This is a genomic window from Kitasatospora sp. NPDC002965 (genome assembly GCF_040611255.1).
GTDB lineage: Bacteria > Actinomycetota > Actinomycetes > Streptomycetales > Streptomycetaceae > Kitasatospora.
Map to the genome: position 1 here is coordinate 19,407 of NZ_JBEXNT010000106.1, position 14,768 is coordinate 34,174.

A 14,768-nucleotide genomic window follows, 5' to 3' on the forward strand; every position below is an offset into this window, starting at 1 on the left:
CGGTGGACCTCGGCCTCTTCTACTTCGCGGACGACGCCGCAGCCCCGGACGCCGCGGCTCCGAACACCGCAGCCCCGAACACCGCCGCCCCGGGCGGCAGGGCCCCCCACGGTGACGCCCCGGACGGCACCGCCCCCCGCGGCGGCGTCACGGACCGCTACCGCCTGCTCCTGGAGGGCGCCCGGTTCGCGGACCGCGCCGGTTTCGCCGCCGTCTGGACGCCCGAACGGCACTTCCACCGCTTCGGCGGCCTCTACCCCAACCCCGCGGTCACCGGCGCCGCCATCGCCGCGTGCACCGAGCGGATCGCGATCCGCGCGGGCAGTGTCGTCGCCCCGCTGCACCACGTGCTGCGCATCGCCGAGGAGTGGGCGGTGGTGGACGGCCTGTCCGGCGGACGGGCCGGCCTCTCGCTGGCCTCCGGCTGGAACCCGGCCGACTTCGTCCTGCGCCCCGAGGGGTTCGAGGGGCGCGACCGCGCGGCGGTCGAGGCCGTCGACACGCTGCGCCGGCTCTGGCGCGGCGAGCCGCTGCCGGCCGCCACCGCCGACGGGCCCGAGGGCCCGCGGATCTTCCCCCTGCCCGTCAACGGCCCGCTGCCGATGTGGCTGACCAGCGCGGGGAACCCCGGGACCTTCCGGGCCGCCGGACGCGCGGGCGTCGGTGTGCTGACCCACCTGGCCAACCAGGACCTCGCCGGGCTCGCCCTGCGGACGGCCGAGTACCGGCACGAGTACGCCGCCGCCGGGCACCCGGGGCGGGGCAGGGTGGTGCTGATGGTCCACACCCTCCTGGGCGAGGACCGGGCCGAGGTCGAGGCGCGGGCCCGCGGGCCGCTGGAGGACTACCTGGTCAGCGCCATGACCCTGTTCGGCCCCAAGGAGAGCGCCGGGTGGAGCCCGGCCCGCACCCGGGCCGTCGTCCGGCCCGCCCTGCGGCGCTACCTGCACCAGGGGTGCGGTCTGTTCGGGACGGTCGCCCGGGCCGAGGAACTGGTCGAGGAGTACCGGCGGGCCGGTGTCGACGAGCTCGCCTGCCTGGTCGACTTCGGGGTGCCCGCGGCGGAGGTGCTGGACGGCCTGGAGCACCTCGCCGAGCTCGGCCGCCGGGTGGCCCGCCCGGCTCCCGGACGGGGCGCCACGGTCCCGGACGCCGGGCCGCGCCCCGCTCCGGGAGCGGTACCGGCGCATTCTTCGAGCCCACTCCCGGAAAAGGCTGTTCAGAGCCCCTGATCTCTTGTACCGTACATGATCAACGGCATTGCGCCGACCCTTCTCGTGAATGCGCGAATTCTCCGGCCGGCGCCATCCACCCGGCCCCGCGGGATTGCGGCCGACAACCACGGGCGAAGACCTTCCTGACCACATCATCACGCCGGGGGAATACGTGGGAACCGATTCTGCGCGCTATCCGCTGTGGGAGCTCCTGGAGCGCCCCAGCACGTTCGGGAGGGCGTCCCACACGGCGGTCCGCGCCGAGGGCACCCGGGTGCTCTTCGCCGACGGGCAGTGGCGCCAGTGCGCCACCAGCGGCCTGTGGAACGTCAACCTCGGCTACGGCAACCCCCGGATCGCCGACGCCGTCCGGACCGCGTTGATCGAGACGTCGTACTTCTCGCTGTTCCGCGCCGGGCACGAGCCCGCCGTCGCTGCCTCCCGGGCCCTGCTCGACGTCTGCGGCCCCGAGCACTTCGGCCGGGTGCTCCACTCCACCTCGGGCAGCGCCGCCAACGACCTGACCATGAAGCTGGCGCGCCAGTACTGGTCGCTGCACCGGCAGTTCCGCCGCCGGGTCGTCGTCGGCCTCAAGGGCAGCTACCACGGCCTCACCTACGGCAGTCACGCCCTGACCGGCATGTCGCTCGGCCAGAGCTACTACAGCGTCGACCAGCGGCTCATCCGGCACGTCAGCCACGAGGACCCGGCCGAGCTGGAGGAGCTGCTTCGCACGGAGGGCGACAGCATCGCCGCCGTCGTGGTCGAGCCGGTCCTCGGCACCGGCGCGCTCCCGCTGCCCGACACCATGCTGGCCGCCCTCGCCCGGCTGCGCCGCGAGTACGGCTTCCTGCTGGTGGCCGACGAGGTCGCCACCGGGTTCGGCCGCACCGGCTCCTACTTCGCCTCGCAGAACTGGCCGGAGCCGCCCGACGTCCTGCTGGCCTCCAAGGGCCTCACCAACGGCACCTGCGCCGCCGCCGCGGTCGTCGTCTCGCACGCGATCTGCGACGTCTTCGACCGGGCCGACTCCGCCCTCACCCACGCCGAGACGCAGGCCGGGGCTCCCCCGACCTGCGCCGCGATGCTGGCGACCATCGACGAGATGGCACGCCTCGACGCGGTCGGCCGGGCCGGCCGGGTCTCCGCGAAGCTCGACGGCCTCCTCGCCGAACTGACCGCGCACCCGCTGGTCGCCGACGACAACGGCCTCGGCTGCTTCCGGGCCCTGCGGCTGAGTGCCGACGGCGCCGACCTGTCCGAGTCGGTCCTCGGCCGGGTCGTCGACGAGATCCGGCAGGCCGGCGCGCTGGTGTCGGCCGGCCCGAGCCGGATCCAGCTGGCCCCGGCCCTGGTGTACCGGGACGAGGACGTGGAGTCGCTGGCCGCGGCCCTGCGCACCGGTCTCGACCGGGCCGCCGAGTGGCTGCTCGCCCCGGCGGCCCGCCCGTGACCGCCGAGACGATCGACGCCGCCACCGCCGTCGGCTGGTCCTTCCCCGTACCGCGCAGCGACCCCCGCGACCCGCCGGCCGCGTACCGCACCGCCGAGGGCGAGCCGGTCCGGCGGGTGCCGCTCAGCTACGGCGGCGAGGCCTGGCTGGTGACCGACTTCCGGACGGCCCGCGCCGTCCTCGCCGACCACCGGGGCTTCAGCTCGGACTCCACCCTGCCCGGCTACCCGGCCTTCCCGCTCTCCTCCAAGCGGCCGATCCCCGGCCACTTCCTGTCCATGGACCCGCCGCAGCACACCCGGCTGCGGCAGCTGGTCGCGGCGGAGTTCAGCGGCTCCCGGGTCAGGGCGATGCGCCCCGCCCTGACCGCCTCCGCCGACGAGCTGATCGACCGGATGGTCGCGGCCGGCGGCCCGCAGGACCTCGTCACCTCGCTCGCCGTCCCGCTGCCCGCCCTCAGCGCCTCGCAGATGCTGGGCACCCCGCTCGCCGACCGGGACTTCTTCCTGGACTGCACCCGGGACCTGCAGACGCACGACGCCACGCCGGTGCAGCGCGTCCTGGCGGCCGGCAGGATGAACCAGTACCTGGAGCGGCTCTTCACCGCCAAGCGGACCGGCTCCGACGACGACCTGTTCAGCCGTCTCGCGCGGAGCCTCGACGACGGCGACCTGACCATGACCGAGCTGGTCAACCTGGCCAACCTGATCGTCGTCGCGGGCCTGGAGACCACCGCCGGGCTGTTCTCGCTGACCATGCTGTCGCTGCTCGGCGACCCCCGCCAGGCCGAGCTGGTCCGGGCGGACCCGGAACGCCGGGCCGGACACGCGGTCGCCGAGGCGCTGCGCTACTGGACCCTCGTGCAGCACGGCGTCGCCCGGGTCGCCCTGCACGACACCGAACTCGGCGGGCGCACGGTCCGCGCCGGGGACGGCGTGGTGGTCCACCTGGCCACCGCCAACCGGGACCCCGCCGTGTTCGAGGAGCCCGACCGCTTCGACCTGACCCGTACGGTGCGCAGCCAGCTGGCCTTCGGGCACGGCATCCACCGCTGCCTCGGGAGCGCGCTCGCCCAGACCCAGACCGAGCTGGCCGTGGGCGCCCTGCTGCGCCGCCTGCCCGGTCTGCGGCTCGCCGAACCGCAGGCCGAGCCGCCGTTCCTGGCGGAGATGCTCATCTACGGTCTGCGGTCGCTGCACGTCACCTGGTGACCCGTCACCGGAAGTCACCATCGCTAGGAGGGGGAGGCCCGATGCCCGGCACACCGACCACACCGACCACACCACCGGCACCGACCACACCACCGGCACCGGCACCGGCACCGAACGCACCCGTCGCGCCGGACGCGCCGGACGCGTCCGCCGCGCAGTCCGCGCCCGGCGAGGGCGGCGACGGCACCACGCTGCTGCACGGCTACGTGCCCGTCATCGACCTGGGGCTCGACGCGCCGCCGGACGCGCGACGCCGGGCCGGCGTGGCCGAGGCCGTCCGCAAGGCGTGCGAGACCAGCGGCTTCCTCGTCGTGGTCGGCCACGGGGTGCCCGAAGCGACCGTCGCCGCGCTGTACGAGGCGGCCGGCGCGTTCTTCCGCGGGCCCGCCGAGGTGCGCGACGGCGCCGCCAACGACCCCGACGACCCGCTCCAGCACGGCTACGGCGCCAACGACCGGCTGCACCTGTTCGGCGGGAGCCTGCTCGGCGAGCGGACCGGGAACCGGTTCCCCGGGCTGGACAGCCCCAACCGCTGGCCCGACCAGCCGGGCTTCCGGGACGCGTTCCTGGAGTACTACCGCGCCGCGACCGTCCTGTCGGCGGAGCTGATGCGGCTGTTCGCCCTCGGGCTGGGCCTTCCCGAGACCTGGTTCGACGACAAGTTCGAGCGGCACATGACCCCGATGATGGTCAACTACTACCCGCCCCGCACCGGCGTCGCCCACGACAAGCTGCGCAACAGCCCGCACACCGACTTCGGCAGTCTCACCGTCCTCTACCAGGACGAGGCACCCGGCGGCCTCCAGGTGCGCGACCAGGAGGGCCGGTGGCTGGACGTACCGCCGCTGCCCGGCTCCTTCGTCGTCAACCTCGGCCGGCTGATGACCCGGTGGACCAACGACCGCTGGGCGAGCACCGTGCACCGGGTGGTCAACCCGCCGAAGGAGCAGGAGCACCTCGACCGGATCTCCATCGCCTTCTTCTACCAGGCGGACCCGGAGACCGAGATCGCCTGCATCCCCACCTGCACCACGCCCGACGACCCGCCGCACCACCCGCCGGTCCGCTCCGGCGACTACTTCCTGTCGAAGTCCCGGCGGGCGTACATCCTGCGCAGCATGGGCCGGCTGGACGCGGCGCCGTGACCTACGGGATCAGCGCCGTCGACTACGCGCTCGGTGAACCCTGCGACGTCGCCGAGCAGGCACCCCGCTACACCCGCGACCTCAAGCGGGTGGAGGACTGGGGCTACCGCCGGTTCCACCGCGCGCCGGACGGCGTCGGGCTGACCGACCTGGCCGCGCAGGCGGGCCGACGGGCGCTCGACCGCGCCGGGGTCGCGGCGGACGAGGTCGACCTGGTGGTGCTGGCGATGGCGGACATCCCCGAGTACCTCTACTGGGACCCGGCCGCGGCGACCCAGGCCAAACTGGGCACCCGCCGCGCGGAGGCCCTGCTGGTCAACCAGGCGTGCAGCAGCGGCGTCAGCGGATTCGACGCCGCCGCGGGCAAGTTCGCCACCCACCCCGGCTACCGGACCGCCCTGCTGATCACCGTCAACCGGGTCTGCGAGGCGTACTGGAACCGGATGGAGTCCAGCACGGCGATCACCTCGGACGGCGCGGTGGCGGCGGTGCTGCGGCGCGACGAGGAGCGGTGCCGCTGGCTGGCGACCGAGATCATCACCGACGGGACCTTCGCCGACGTCGCGTACCTGCCCGGCGGCGGTGCGGCCCGGCCGGTCACCGCCGAATCCCCGGACCCCGGCGCCGTCGGCAACCCGGTGACGCTGATGGAGGAGTTCCTCGGCCACGACCTGCGGGCGAAGATCCGCTTCATGCGGCAGACGAGGACCAACGGCCTGGCCGTCCTGGAGGCCGCCTGCCGCCGGGTGCCCGTCCCGGTGGAGGAGGTCCGGCACGTCCTGCACATGAACGGCACCGCGGACGGCCTGGCGGAGGCGGCGCGCGACTACGGCGTGCCGCTGGAGAACACCAACGCGGCCATCGCCCTCGACCACGGCCACTTCGGCTGCGCCGACCAACTGCTCGCGCTCGGCAAGAAGCTGGAGGCCGGCGAGCTCCCGCGGGGCGGGATCGTCGCCCTCACCAGCACCGGGAACGGCATGCACTGGGCCTGCACGCTGCTGCGGGTCTGACGAGCGGCCGACGTCCGGCGGGCACGCGTCCGCCGGCCGTCCGACGACCGTCCGACGAACCTCCGCCGAGCCATCCGGGCCCGACAAGCAAGAAGGAGAACAACCCCCGTGCGAATACTCGGACTCGGAGGGTCCCACCACGACTTCGGCGCCTGCCTGGTCGAGGACGGTCGCGTCGTCTCCGCCGTCGAGGAGGAACGCCTCGTCCGGAAGAAGATCGCGTTCGGCCTCGGACCGCGCCTGCAGCAGTGCCGGGCCGGCGACTACGTCCTCGCCGAGGGCGGCCTCGGTCCGCAGGACGTGGACCTGATCGTCGCCAACGACTTCGTCAACCCGGTCTACACGCTGCGCCACCGCGACCGGATCGAATGGATCGGCCACCACCTCTCCCACGCCGCCAGCACCTTCTACACCTCGCCCTTCCAGGAGGCGGCGGTCCTGGTGATGGACGGCCGCGGCTCCACCGTCGAGCGCGACGGCGAGCAGCACGGCGAGACCGTCACCTTCTACCGGGGCGACGCCGACGGACTCACCCCCGTACGCAGCCTGACCGGCCGGGTCGCGACCGCCGAGCACCGGCTCGACGACACGTACGAGAACTCCATCGGCTGGATGTACGAGGCCGTGTCCAAGGAGATCGGCTTCCGCACCGTCGGCGGCATGGGCGCGCCCGGCAAGACCATGGGCCTCGCCCCGTACGGCACCCCGCGCCACGTCGAGGCGCTCGCCGCGCTGTACGACCTGCACGACGGGACCTTCCGCCAGTCGCTGGCCCAGCAGGACGCGGTGCGCGCCCTCGTCGCCGGCGAGCTGGCGAAGGCCGCCGACGAGGAGGCCGCGGACGCGGTCCGCGCGGACTTCGCGTACGCCGTGCAGGCCAACACCGAGCGGATCGTCGTCGAACTCGCCCGCTGGCTGCACCGGGAGACCGGCGCCACGGACCTCTGCCTGGCCGGCGGGGTCGCCCTCAACAGCGTCGCCAACTACCTGATCCTGCGGGACACCCCGTTCGAGCGGTTGCACATCGTGCCGGCCGCGGGCGACGGCGGCACCGCGATCGGCGCGGCCCTGTACGGGCACCACGTGCTCGGCGGGCACCCGTGGGCCCCCTCCCCCGAGCTGTTCTCCCCCTACCTGGGCCGGCTGCACACCGAGGCCGAGATCGAGGCGGCCGTCGCCGCCCAGGGCGGGCGGCTGCGGGTGGAGCGCCCCGACGACCTGTACGCGACGGTAGCCCGCGAACTGGCGGACGGCGCCGTCGTCGGCTGGTTCCAGGGCCGCTCCGAGATCGGGCCGCGCGCGCTGGGCAACCGCAGCATCCTCGCCGACCCGCGCGACCCCGGCATGAAGGACCGCATCAACGCCAAGGTCAAGCACCGGGAGGCGTTCCGGCCGTTCGCCCCGGTGGTCCTGGAGGACCGGCAGACCGAGTACTTCGACACCGCCGTCCCCGCCCACTACATGCTGCTCGTCCCGCAGGTGCGGGAGGACCGGCGGGCGGACATCCCCTCGGTCACGCACGTCGACGGCTCGGCGCGGCTGCAGACCGCGACGCCCGCGCTCAACCCCGAACTGTGCGCGCTGATCACCGCCTTCGACCGGATCACCGGGGTGCCGGTGCTGCTCAACACGTCCTTCAACGACAACGAGGAGCCCATCGTGGAGTCGCCCGAGGACGCGGTGCGCTGCTTCCTCACCACCGAGCTGGACGTGCTGGTCCTGCACGGCCTGGTCGTCCGCAAGGCGGACGGCACGTGACCGGGTGCCCCACCGTCGTCCTGCTCTGCGGCGGCCTCGGCCTGCGCCAGCGCAGCGACGGCGACGACCTCGCCAAGCCGCTGCGCCCGCTCCCGGACGGCCGGGCGCTGATCCTCCACGTGCTCGACTACTACCGCTCGTTCGGCCTGGACGACTTCGTGCTGTGCACCGGCTACGGCGCGCGGGCGATGGAGCGGCTGCTGCTCGACGCGTTCCCGGTCTCCCCGGCGGACGTCGAGACCGGCCCCGGCCTGGTCCGCTTCTCCGCCGGCGGCACCCGGATCACCCTCGTCGACAACGGCCCGTACGCCGAGAAGTCCGTCCGCCTGCTGGCGGCGGCCCCGCTGCTGCGGCCCGGCACGTTCCTGCTCGGCTACGGCGACGTGCTCTCCGACTTCGACCTGCACCGGCTCCTCGCGCACCACCGGGAGAGCGGCAGCGCCGTCACCATGACCGCCACCCGGGTGCGCTCCCGGTACGGCGAGATCGTGGTCGGCGCCGGCATGTCGGTCACCGCGTTCGTCGAGAAGCCGCTGCAGCCCGCGCTGATCTCGGCCGGCTACTTCGCCTGCTCGCCCCGCCTGCTCACCGCCCTCTCGCCCGAACTCGGCCTGGAGGAGGACGTGTTGCCGATGCTGGCCGAGGCCGGCGAGGTCGACGCGGTGGTGCACGACGGGCGGTGGCTGCCGTTCGACACCTACAAGGACTTCGTCGACGCCGAGGCGCTGGCGCAGGAGGAGGGACTCCCATGGCCGACCCCGGTCCGGGCCTGAACCGGACCGCGCCGCACTGGCGCGGCCGGCAGGTCCTCGTCACCGGCCACAGCGGCTTCGTCGGCTCGTGGCTCACCACCGCCCTGCTCCGGCTCGGCGCCGACGTCACCGGCTTCGCGGCCGACGCCGACGAGCGGACGAGGGCCCGCAGCACCGGCCTAGCCGGGCTCGGCGCACGCACCGTCGTCGGCGACGTCCGCGACCTCGACGCCGTGCACCGCACCATGGCCGCGCGCCCGTTCGACGTGGTGTTCCACCTGGCGGCCCAGCCGCTCGTGAGCGCCGGCCTCGCCGACCCGCACACCACCCTCGGCACGAACATCACCGGCTCCCTCAACGTGCTGGAGGCCGTCCGCCGGTGCACGCCCGGGGTGCTCGTCCACGTCACCTCGGACAAGTGCTACCGCAACCGGAACTGGCCGTGGCCCTACCGGGAGATCGACGAGCTCGGCGGCGGCTGCCCGTACAGCGTCTCCAAGGCCGGCGCGGAGCTGGTCTTCGAGGCGTACGCGACGCTGCTGCGCGACACCGGCGCACCCACCCGGGGCGCCTCCGTCCGCTTCGGGAACATCATCGGCGGCGGCGACTTCGCCGTCGACCGCCTGGTGCCCGACCTGCTGGCCGCGCTCGACGCGGGCCGCCCGGTACGGCTGCGCCGCCCCGGTGCCGTCCGCCCCTGGCAGCACGTGCTGGACGTCGTCCGCGGGCTGCTCCTGCTCGCCGACCGGCTGGCCGACGGCACGGTCGCCACCGGCGAGGTCCTCAACTTCGCGCCGCCCGGCGACGGTGCGACCGTCCTCGACCTCGCCCGCGCCCTCGACGCGGCCTGGGTGGCCACCGGCGGCCGGCCCGCCGAGCTGTCCGCCGACCCCGGGACCCGCTTCACGGAGGACGAACTCCTGCGCCTGGACGGCCGCAAGGCCGCCGAGCTGCTCGGCTGGCGCCACCGCTACGACCTCGGGGCCTCGGCCGCCGCCGTCGTCGCCTGGCACCGGGCCGTCCGCGCGGGCACCCCACCCGCCGAGGAGACCGCGGCCCAGGTCGAGGACTTCCTGCGCGACTCCTCCGACACCCACCAGCAGACCGACGGACAGGCAGGCGAGCAGCAGTGAGCAGCGCACGACGGGCAGTCGTCTTCTCCCGGGAGTACCCGCCGACCACCGTCGGCGGCACCAGCACCGTCGCCCGCAACCTCGCCGTCGGCCTGGTCGCGGAGGGCTGGCAGGTCTCCGTCGTCACCTCCCGCCCCGGCGCCGTCGACGACCTGCGCGAGCAGGTCGACGGCGTGAGCGTCCACCGCGTCGGCACCGACGTGGTCTACAACTCCGGCAGCGGGCTCGCCGACGACAGCCTGCGCGTCCACCGGCGCTTCCACACCGCCGCGCAGCGGCTCGCCGAGGAGGACGGGGCTCCCGAACTGGTCGCGCTGCCCGACCTGTTCTGCTACCCGGAGGCGGCGATGTTCGCCCGCAGGCACGGCGTGCCGCTGGTCAACGTCCTGCTCCAGGACTTCCGTGCCATCACCCCGTACGACCGGGACAAGCACCGTGTCACCAGCGGGGTCACCGCCGACCGGGCGCACCTGGTGGAGCTGGAACGCAAGTCCGTCCTCGGCAGCGACCACACCGTCTTCATCAGCCGGGCGCTGTCCGACGCGGTGACGGGCTACTACCCGGAGAACACCGCACCGCACTCGGTGATCCACCTCGGTGTCGACCCCGACGAGATCCGGGCGGTCGAAGAGGACCCGCAGTGGCGGCGGCGGCGCGACGCCCTGGCCATCGGCGCCGAGCCGCTGCTGGTCTCCTGCGGCCGGCTCGTCCCGGTCAAGGGCTTCGCCCAGCTGCTCACCGCGCTCGACCTGCTCGGCGCGGTCCGGCGGCCGGACGGCACCGCCGTCCGGCCGCACCTCGCGCTGGTCGGTGTCGGCCCGGAGGAGCAGCCGCTGCGCGAACTCGCCGGACGGCTGGGCCTCACGGACCGGGTGACGTTCCTCGGCGACGTCCCCCGGCAGGAGGCGCTCGGCTGGATGTCCGTCGCCGACGTCGCCGTGGTGCCCAGCCTCTGGGAGTCGTTCTGCTACGTCTGCGCGGAGATGATGGCGTTCGGCCGCCCGGTCGTCGCCACCGCCGTGGACTCGCTGCGCGAGCTCGTGCCCGGCCCGGAGTTCGGCTACCCCGTCCCGGTCGAAGGCCCCTCGGGCGCCCGGGTCCTCGACCCCGCCGTCCTCGCCGACGCCCTGGGCCGGGCCTTCGCGGACCCGGAAGAGGCCGCCCGGCGCGGCGCCGCGGCCCGCGCCCGCGTCGACGAGCACTTCACCAACCGGCGCTTCGCCCGGCGGGTCTCCGACCTCGGACGCGAGCTGGCGGAACGGCGGGCCGATGGCTGACGGCGGGCCGACGGCTGACGACCGCCCGACGGCCGGGGCCTCCGCCGCCGGGGCCGACCGCGAGCGGATCGACGCCCTCTGCGCCTCCGTCACCGCCCCCGACCGCCACAGCGCCCGGCTCGCGCAGGTCCGCCAGCTCGCCCTCGCCCGCCCGTCCGGCAGTCTGGGCCGGCTCGACACCCTCGTCCAGCGGGTCGCCGGCATCCGCCGTACGGCCTCGCCCGGCCCGCTGGACACCGTCGTCAGCGTGCTGGCCGGTGACCACGGCGTGGCCGCACACGGCACCTCGCGCTTCCGACCCGGCGTCACCGGCCGGGTGCTGCGCCTCATCGACAGCGGGCAGGCGCCCGTCAACATCCTGGCCGACCGCCTTCCCGCCCGCGTGGAGACGGCCGACTTCGGCCTGGTCGACCCGGTCGGCGACCAGCGTTACAAGATCGCTCCCGGCACGGCCGACATCTCCGTCCGGGACGCCATGACCGCGGATCTGGCCGTCCGCGCGGTCGCGGCCGGAGCCCGCTTCGCCGAGGAACGTCTCGGCGGAGCGGGCCTGGTCGCGATCGGTGAGATCGGCGTGGGGAACACCACCGCCGCCACCGCCCTCGCCGCCCGGCTGCTCGGCCGGACCGCCACCGAACTGACCGGCCTCGGCTCGGGCGTCCCGCAGGACACCGTCCGCCAGAAGGCCGCCCTCGTCGGCCTGGCGCTCGACCGGACCGCCCACCTGCCGGACGACCCGCTCACGGTGCTCGCCGCGCTCGGCGGCTACGAGATCGCCGGCAACACCGGCATCGTCCTCGCGGCGGCGGCCCGCCGGCAGGTCGTCCTCGTCGACGGCGCCATCACGGCGGTCGCGGCCCTGCTCGCCGTCCGCCTCTGCCCGGCGGTGGCGGGGTACCTGATCGCCGCCCACGAATCCACCGAGCCCTCGCACCGGCACGTCCTGGAGGCGCTCGGCCAGCCCCCGCTCCTCCGCCTGGAGATGCGCCTCGGCATGGCCTCCGGCGCCGCTCTCGCGGCCGGCCTGGTCAACGCCGCCCTCGCCGTCGCCGAGCTCACGCCCGGCGCCGCCGTCGCCGGCCTGGCGGAGGCCCAGTGACCGGCCCCACCGCGGCGCCCGCCCCGCCGGCCCCCACCGGCGCGGCCCCGCCACGGCGCGTACGCGGGGTGGTCTTCGACCTCGACGGGACACTGGCCGACTCCTGGTCCCTGCACCTGCGCTGCCTGCGGCGGAGCGCGGCCGCGGTCGGGTCCGACCGACCGAGCGGCGCGCGGCTCGCCGCCGCCCAGCGGCCGACGGACCTGGAGACGCTCGCGGCGCTGGTGCCCGCGGAGCTGCTGGCCGGAGCCGCCCGGGCGTACGACCTCGCGCTGCGGGAGGAGTTGGCGGGCGCCACGTCGCCCGTACCGCCGATGCCCGGGGCGCGGGAGCTGGTCGGCCTGCTGCGCGCGGAGGGGCTGGTGCTGGGGATCTGCACCGGCCGCTCCCGCGCGCACGCCCGGCTGCTGCTCGACGCGTGCGGCCTTCCGCTCGACCTGACCGTGGCCCGGGAGGACGCGGCCCGCCCCAAACCGGCCGCGGACGGCCTGCTGCTCGCCCTGCGGCGGCTCGGCCTGGCACCCGAGGAAGCGGTGTACGTCGGCGACAGCCCCGCCGACGCCCGGCAGGGGGCGGCGGCCGGGGTCGCCGCGACCTTCCTCCTGGGCCCGCCCGGTCCCGGCCGGATCGCCGCACTGAACGATCTCCCCGCAGCACTCCGAGAGGCCCGGTCATGACCAGCATCGTCCACGCGGTCCGCGACAACGGCGCACCGCCCGACGCCACCGCCCTGGTCGCGAACGGCCGGGCGTGGACCTACCGCGAGCTGCTGGCCGCCGCCGAACGGGTCGCCGCCGCCCTCGCCCGCCGGGACGTCCCCGGGGAGGGCGTGGTGGCGCAGCTGTCGGACCCTGCGGCGACGGCCGCCCTGGTGCTGGGCTGCGACCTGGCCGGGGTGCCGCTGGTGCACCGGGACGCCGCGACTCCCGGCAGCGTCGCTGGCCCGGTCGCCCGGGACACCGGGGCCGGCCCCGACGGCGGCACCGTCCTGTCCGGGGAACCCCCGCTGCGCCTCACCGGGGAGGGCCGCTCGGACCTGCCGGACGGTGTGCCGGCGGGCGCCCACGTCTTCCTGACCTCCGGCTCCACCGGCGCACCGACCGGGATCGTCCGCACGGCCGCCGCCGTACTGGCGGACGCGCGCCGGGTCGGCCGCTTCCTCGGCTACGGGCCGGACGCCCCCGTGGCGGTGGCGGCGCCGCTCTTCCACGCGTACGGGTTCAACTACGGGCTGGTCGCGCCGCTGGTGCTGGGCGCCCCCGTCCGGTTCTGCCCCGTCAGGTCGGTCCCCTCGCGGCTGCTGGCGGCGGTGCGGGACCACGGCGCGCGGACGCTCGTCGCCCTGCCCTTCCACTACGCGCTGCTGGCGCAGGCCGCCGCCGCGTCCGACGACACGGCCACGCCCCCCGGCCTGGAGGTCGCGGTGTCGGCGGGCGCGCCCCTGGGACCGGGAGTGGCCGCCGCCGTCGCCGAACGGTTCACCTTCCGCCTGCACAACTGCTACGGCTCCTCGGAGGCGGGCGCGGTCACGCTCGCCCCGGTCTCCGGCGGCGAGGCCGAGGGCTGGATCGGTGTGCCGCTGCCGGGGGTGGCGGCCGAGGTCGTACCGCCTGACGACGACGACCAGGGTCGGGGCGAACTCCTGCTGGCAACAGACTCGTTGGCCTTCGGCCGGATCGGCCCGGCGGGCCTGGTCCCGCTCGATGTCGACGGGCGGGGCCGCTACCGCACCGGCGACCTCGCCCTCCCGCCGGCCCCGGACGGCGCCCTCCGGCTGGTCGGCCGGATCGGAAGCCTGATCAACGTGGCGGGCAAGAAGGTCGCCCCCGCCGAGATCGAACAGGTCCTGGCCGGGCACCCGGCGGTGGCCGACGTCCAGGTGTCGGCCGCCCCGGACCGCGCGCACGGACAGGTGCCGGTGGCCGAGGTCGTCCTGCGCGCCCCGGCGCCCGACCTGGTGCCGTGGTGCCGCGAGCGGCTGGCGCCCCACCAGGTGCCCCGGCGGATCACCGAGGTCCGGTCGATCCCCCGCTCGGCCACCGGAAAGCCGATCCGCCGCGAGGTCGCCCCGTGAACCCCTCCGCCTCCGTGGCCGACCCGCACGCCGCCCCGCGAGCATCCCTGCACACCGCCCCGCACGCCTCTGCGCCGGAGCCGGGACGGCTCGGCCTGGTCGGCCGGCTGATCCTCGCGTGCGACGGCACGGTCACGCCCCTGGTCGAGCAGGTCGTGGGAGAGCGCATCGTGACCGCCGGGCTGGCCCACGCGCCGGAGCCGGCGGACGAGGAGGCCGCACGCCTGCTGGCGGTACCGGTCGGGCTGACGCTGCTGTCGCGCACCACCGAGCTGGTCGGCGCCCGGTCGGGACTGGTGCACGTGAGGGCCCGGACCCTCATGGTGGTGGAGGCGCTGCCCGCGCCGCTGCGGGCGGACCTGCTGGGCGGGGACGAACCGATCGGGCGGCTGCTGCGCCGGCACCGGGTGGAGTCGTTCCGCGAGATCGTCTCCTCGACGGCGCCCACGGCCCAGGGGGGCGGCGCCCGGCGGTACCGGGTGGTGACGGGAGGGACCCCGGCGATGCTGATCGACGAGGTCTTCTCCGCACGATGCCTCGGCGAACTGACCTGACCGACCTGACCGGCCTGACCGGCGGCACGACGGGCCCGTGCCCACCGAACGGACGGCGGCGGCGGGTCGGGGTGTCACCCCGACC

The 14,768-nt window shown here is 75.3% G+C and carries 13 protein-coding genes; all 13 read left to right on the forward strand.

What is annotated here, in order from left to right; all coding sequences use genetic code 11:
• Positions 1–2 precede the first annotated feature (2 nt).
• A complete protein-coding gene (locus ABZY91_RS31050; RefSeq protein WP_355406157.1) occupies positions 3–1,232 on the forward strand; it encodes a MupA/Atu3671 family FMN-dependent luciferase-like monooxygenase in 1,230 nt (409 codons plus the stop codon).
• A 154-nt stretch (positions 1,233–1,386) separates the two neighbouring features.
• The gene (gene mpaD, locus ABZY91_RS31055) at positions 1,387–2,667 is read left to right on the forward strand and encodes a daptide-type RiPP biosynthesis aminotransferase (protein ID WP_355406159.1); all 1,281 of its coding nucleotides are present in this window, start codon (positions 1,387–1,389) and stop codon (positions 2,665–2,667) included.
• Positions 2,664–3,878, forward strand: coding sequence for a cytochrome P450 (locus tag ABZY91_RS31060; protein ID WP_355406161.1), 1,215 nt, complete (start codon positions 2,664–2,666; stop codon positions 3,876–3,878). The genes mpaD and ABZY91_RS31060 overlap by 4 nt, the downstream gene beginning before the upstream one ends.
• A gap of 41 nt (positions 3,879–3,919) precedes the next feature.
• A complete protein-coding gene (locus ABZY91_RS31065) occupies positions 3,920–5,023 on the forward strand; it encodes a 2OG-Fe(II) oxygenase family protein (protein ID WP_355406163.1) in 1,104 nt (367 codons plus the stop codon).
• A complete protein-coding gene (locus ABZY91_RS31070) occupies positions 5,020–6,036 on the forward strand; it encodes a 3-oxoacyl-[acyl-carrier-protein] synthase III C-terminal domain-containing protein (protein WP_355406165.1) in 1,017 nt (338 codons plus the stop codon). The genes ABZY91_RS31065 and ABZY91_RS31070 overlap by 4 nt, the downstream gene beginning before the upstream one ends.
• A 108-nt stretch (positions 6,037–6,144) precedes the next feature.
• Positions 6,145–7,794: a carbamoyltransferase C-terminal domain-containing protein gene (locus ABZY91_RS31075; protein WP_329950947.1), complete on the forward strand. Its 1,650-nt coding sequence runs from the start codon at positions 6,145–6,147 to the stop codon at positions 7,792–7,794.
• Positions 7,791–8,567, forward strand: coding sequence for a sugar phosphate nucleotidyltransferase (locus ABZY91_RS31080; RefSeq protein WP_355406167.1), 777 nt, complete (start codon positions 7,791–7,793; stop codon positions 8,565–8,567). Before ABZY91_RS31075 ends, ABZY91_RS31080 begins: the two co-directional genes overlap by 4 nt.
• Positions 8,543–9,679 (forward strand): CDP-glucose 4,6-dehydratase, encoded by a 1,137-nt coding sequence (gene rfbG, locus ABZY91_RS31085; protein WP_355406169.1) that lies wholly within the window; start codon positions 8,543–8,545, stop codon positions 9,677–9,679. Before ABZY91_RS31080 ends, rfbG begins: the two co-directional genes overlap by 25 nt.
• Positions 9,676–10,956 (forward strand): glycosyltransferase family 4 protein, encoded by a 1,281-nt coding sequence (locus ABZY91_RS31090; protein WP_355406171.1) that lies wholly within the window; start codon positions 9,676–9,678, stop codon positions 10,954–10,956. Before rfbG ends, ABZY91_RS31090 begins: the two co-directional genes overlap by 4 nt.
• Positions 10,949–12,055 carry a nicotinate-nucleotide--dimethylbenzimidazole phosphoribosyltransferase gene (locus tag ABZY91_RS31095; RefSeq protein ID WP_355406173.1) on the forward strand — a complete coding sequence of 369 codons (1,107 nt, stop codon included), beginning with the start codon at positions 10,949–10,951 and terminating at the stop codon, positions 12,053–12,055. Before ABZY91_RS31090 ends, ABZY91_RS31095 begins: the two co-directional genes overlap by 8 nt.
• On the forward strand, positions 12,052–12,732 hold the full coding sequence (locus tag ABZY91_RS31100; protein ID WP_355406175.1) for an HAD family hydrolase: 681 nt from the start codon (positions 12,052–12,054) through the stop codon (positions 12,730–12,732). The genes ABZY91_RS31095 and ABZY91_RS31100 overlap by 4 nt, the downstream gene beginning before the upstream one ends.
• Positions 12,729–14,129: a fatty acid--CoA ligase family protein gene (locus ABZY91_RS31105; RefSeq protein ID WP_355406177.1), complete on the forward strand. Its 1,401-nt coding sequence runs from the start codon at positions 12,729–12,731 to the stop codon at positions 14,127–14,129. The genes ABZY91_RS31100 and ABZY91_RS31105 overlap by 4 nt, the downstream gene beginning before the upstream one ends.
• A complete protein-coding gene (locus tag ABZY91_RS31110; protein ID WP_355406179.1) occupies positions 14,126–14,683 on the forward strand; it encodes a chorismate pyruvate-lyase family protein in 558 nt (185 codons plus the stop codon). Before ABZY91_RS31105 ends, ABZY91_RS31110 begins: the two co-directional genes overlap by 4 nt.
• Positions 14,684–14,768 lie beyond the last annotated feature (85 nt).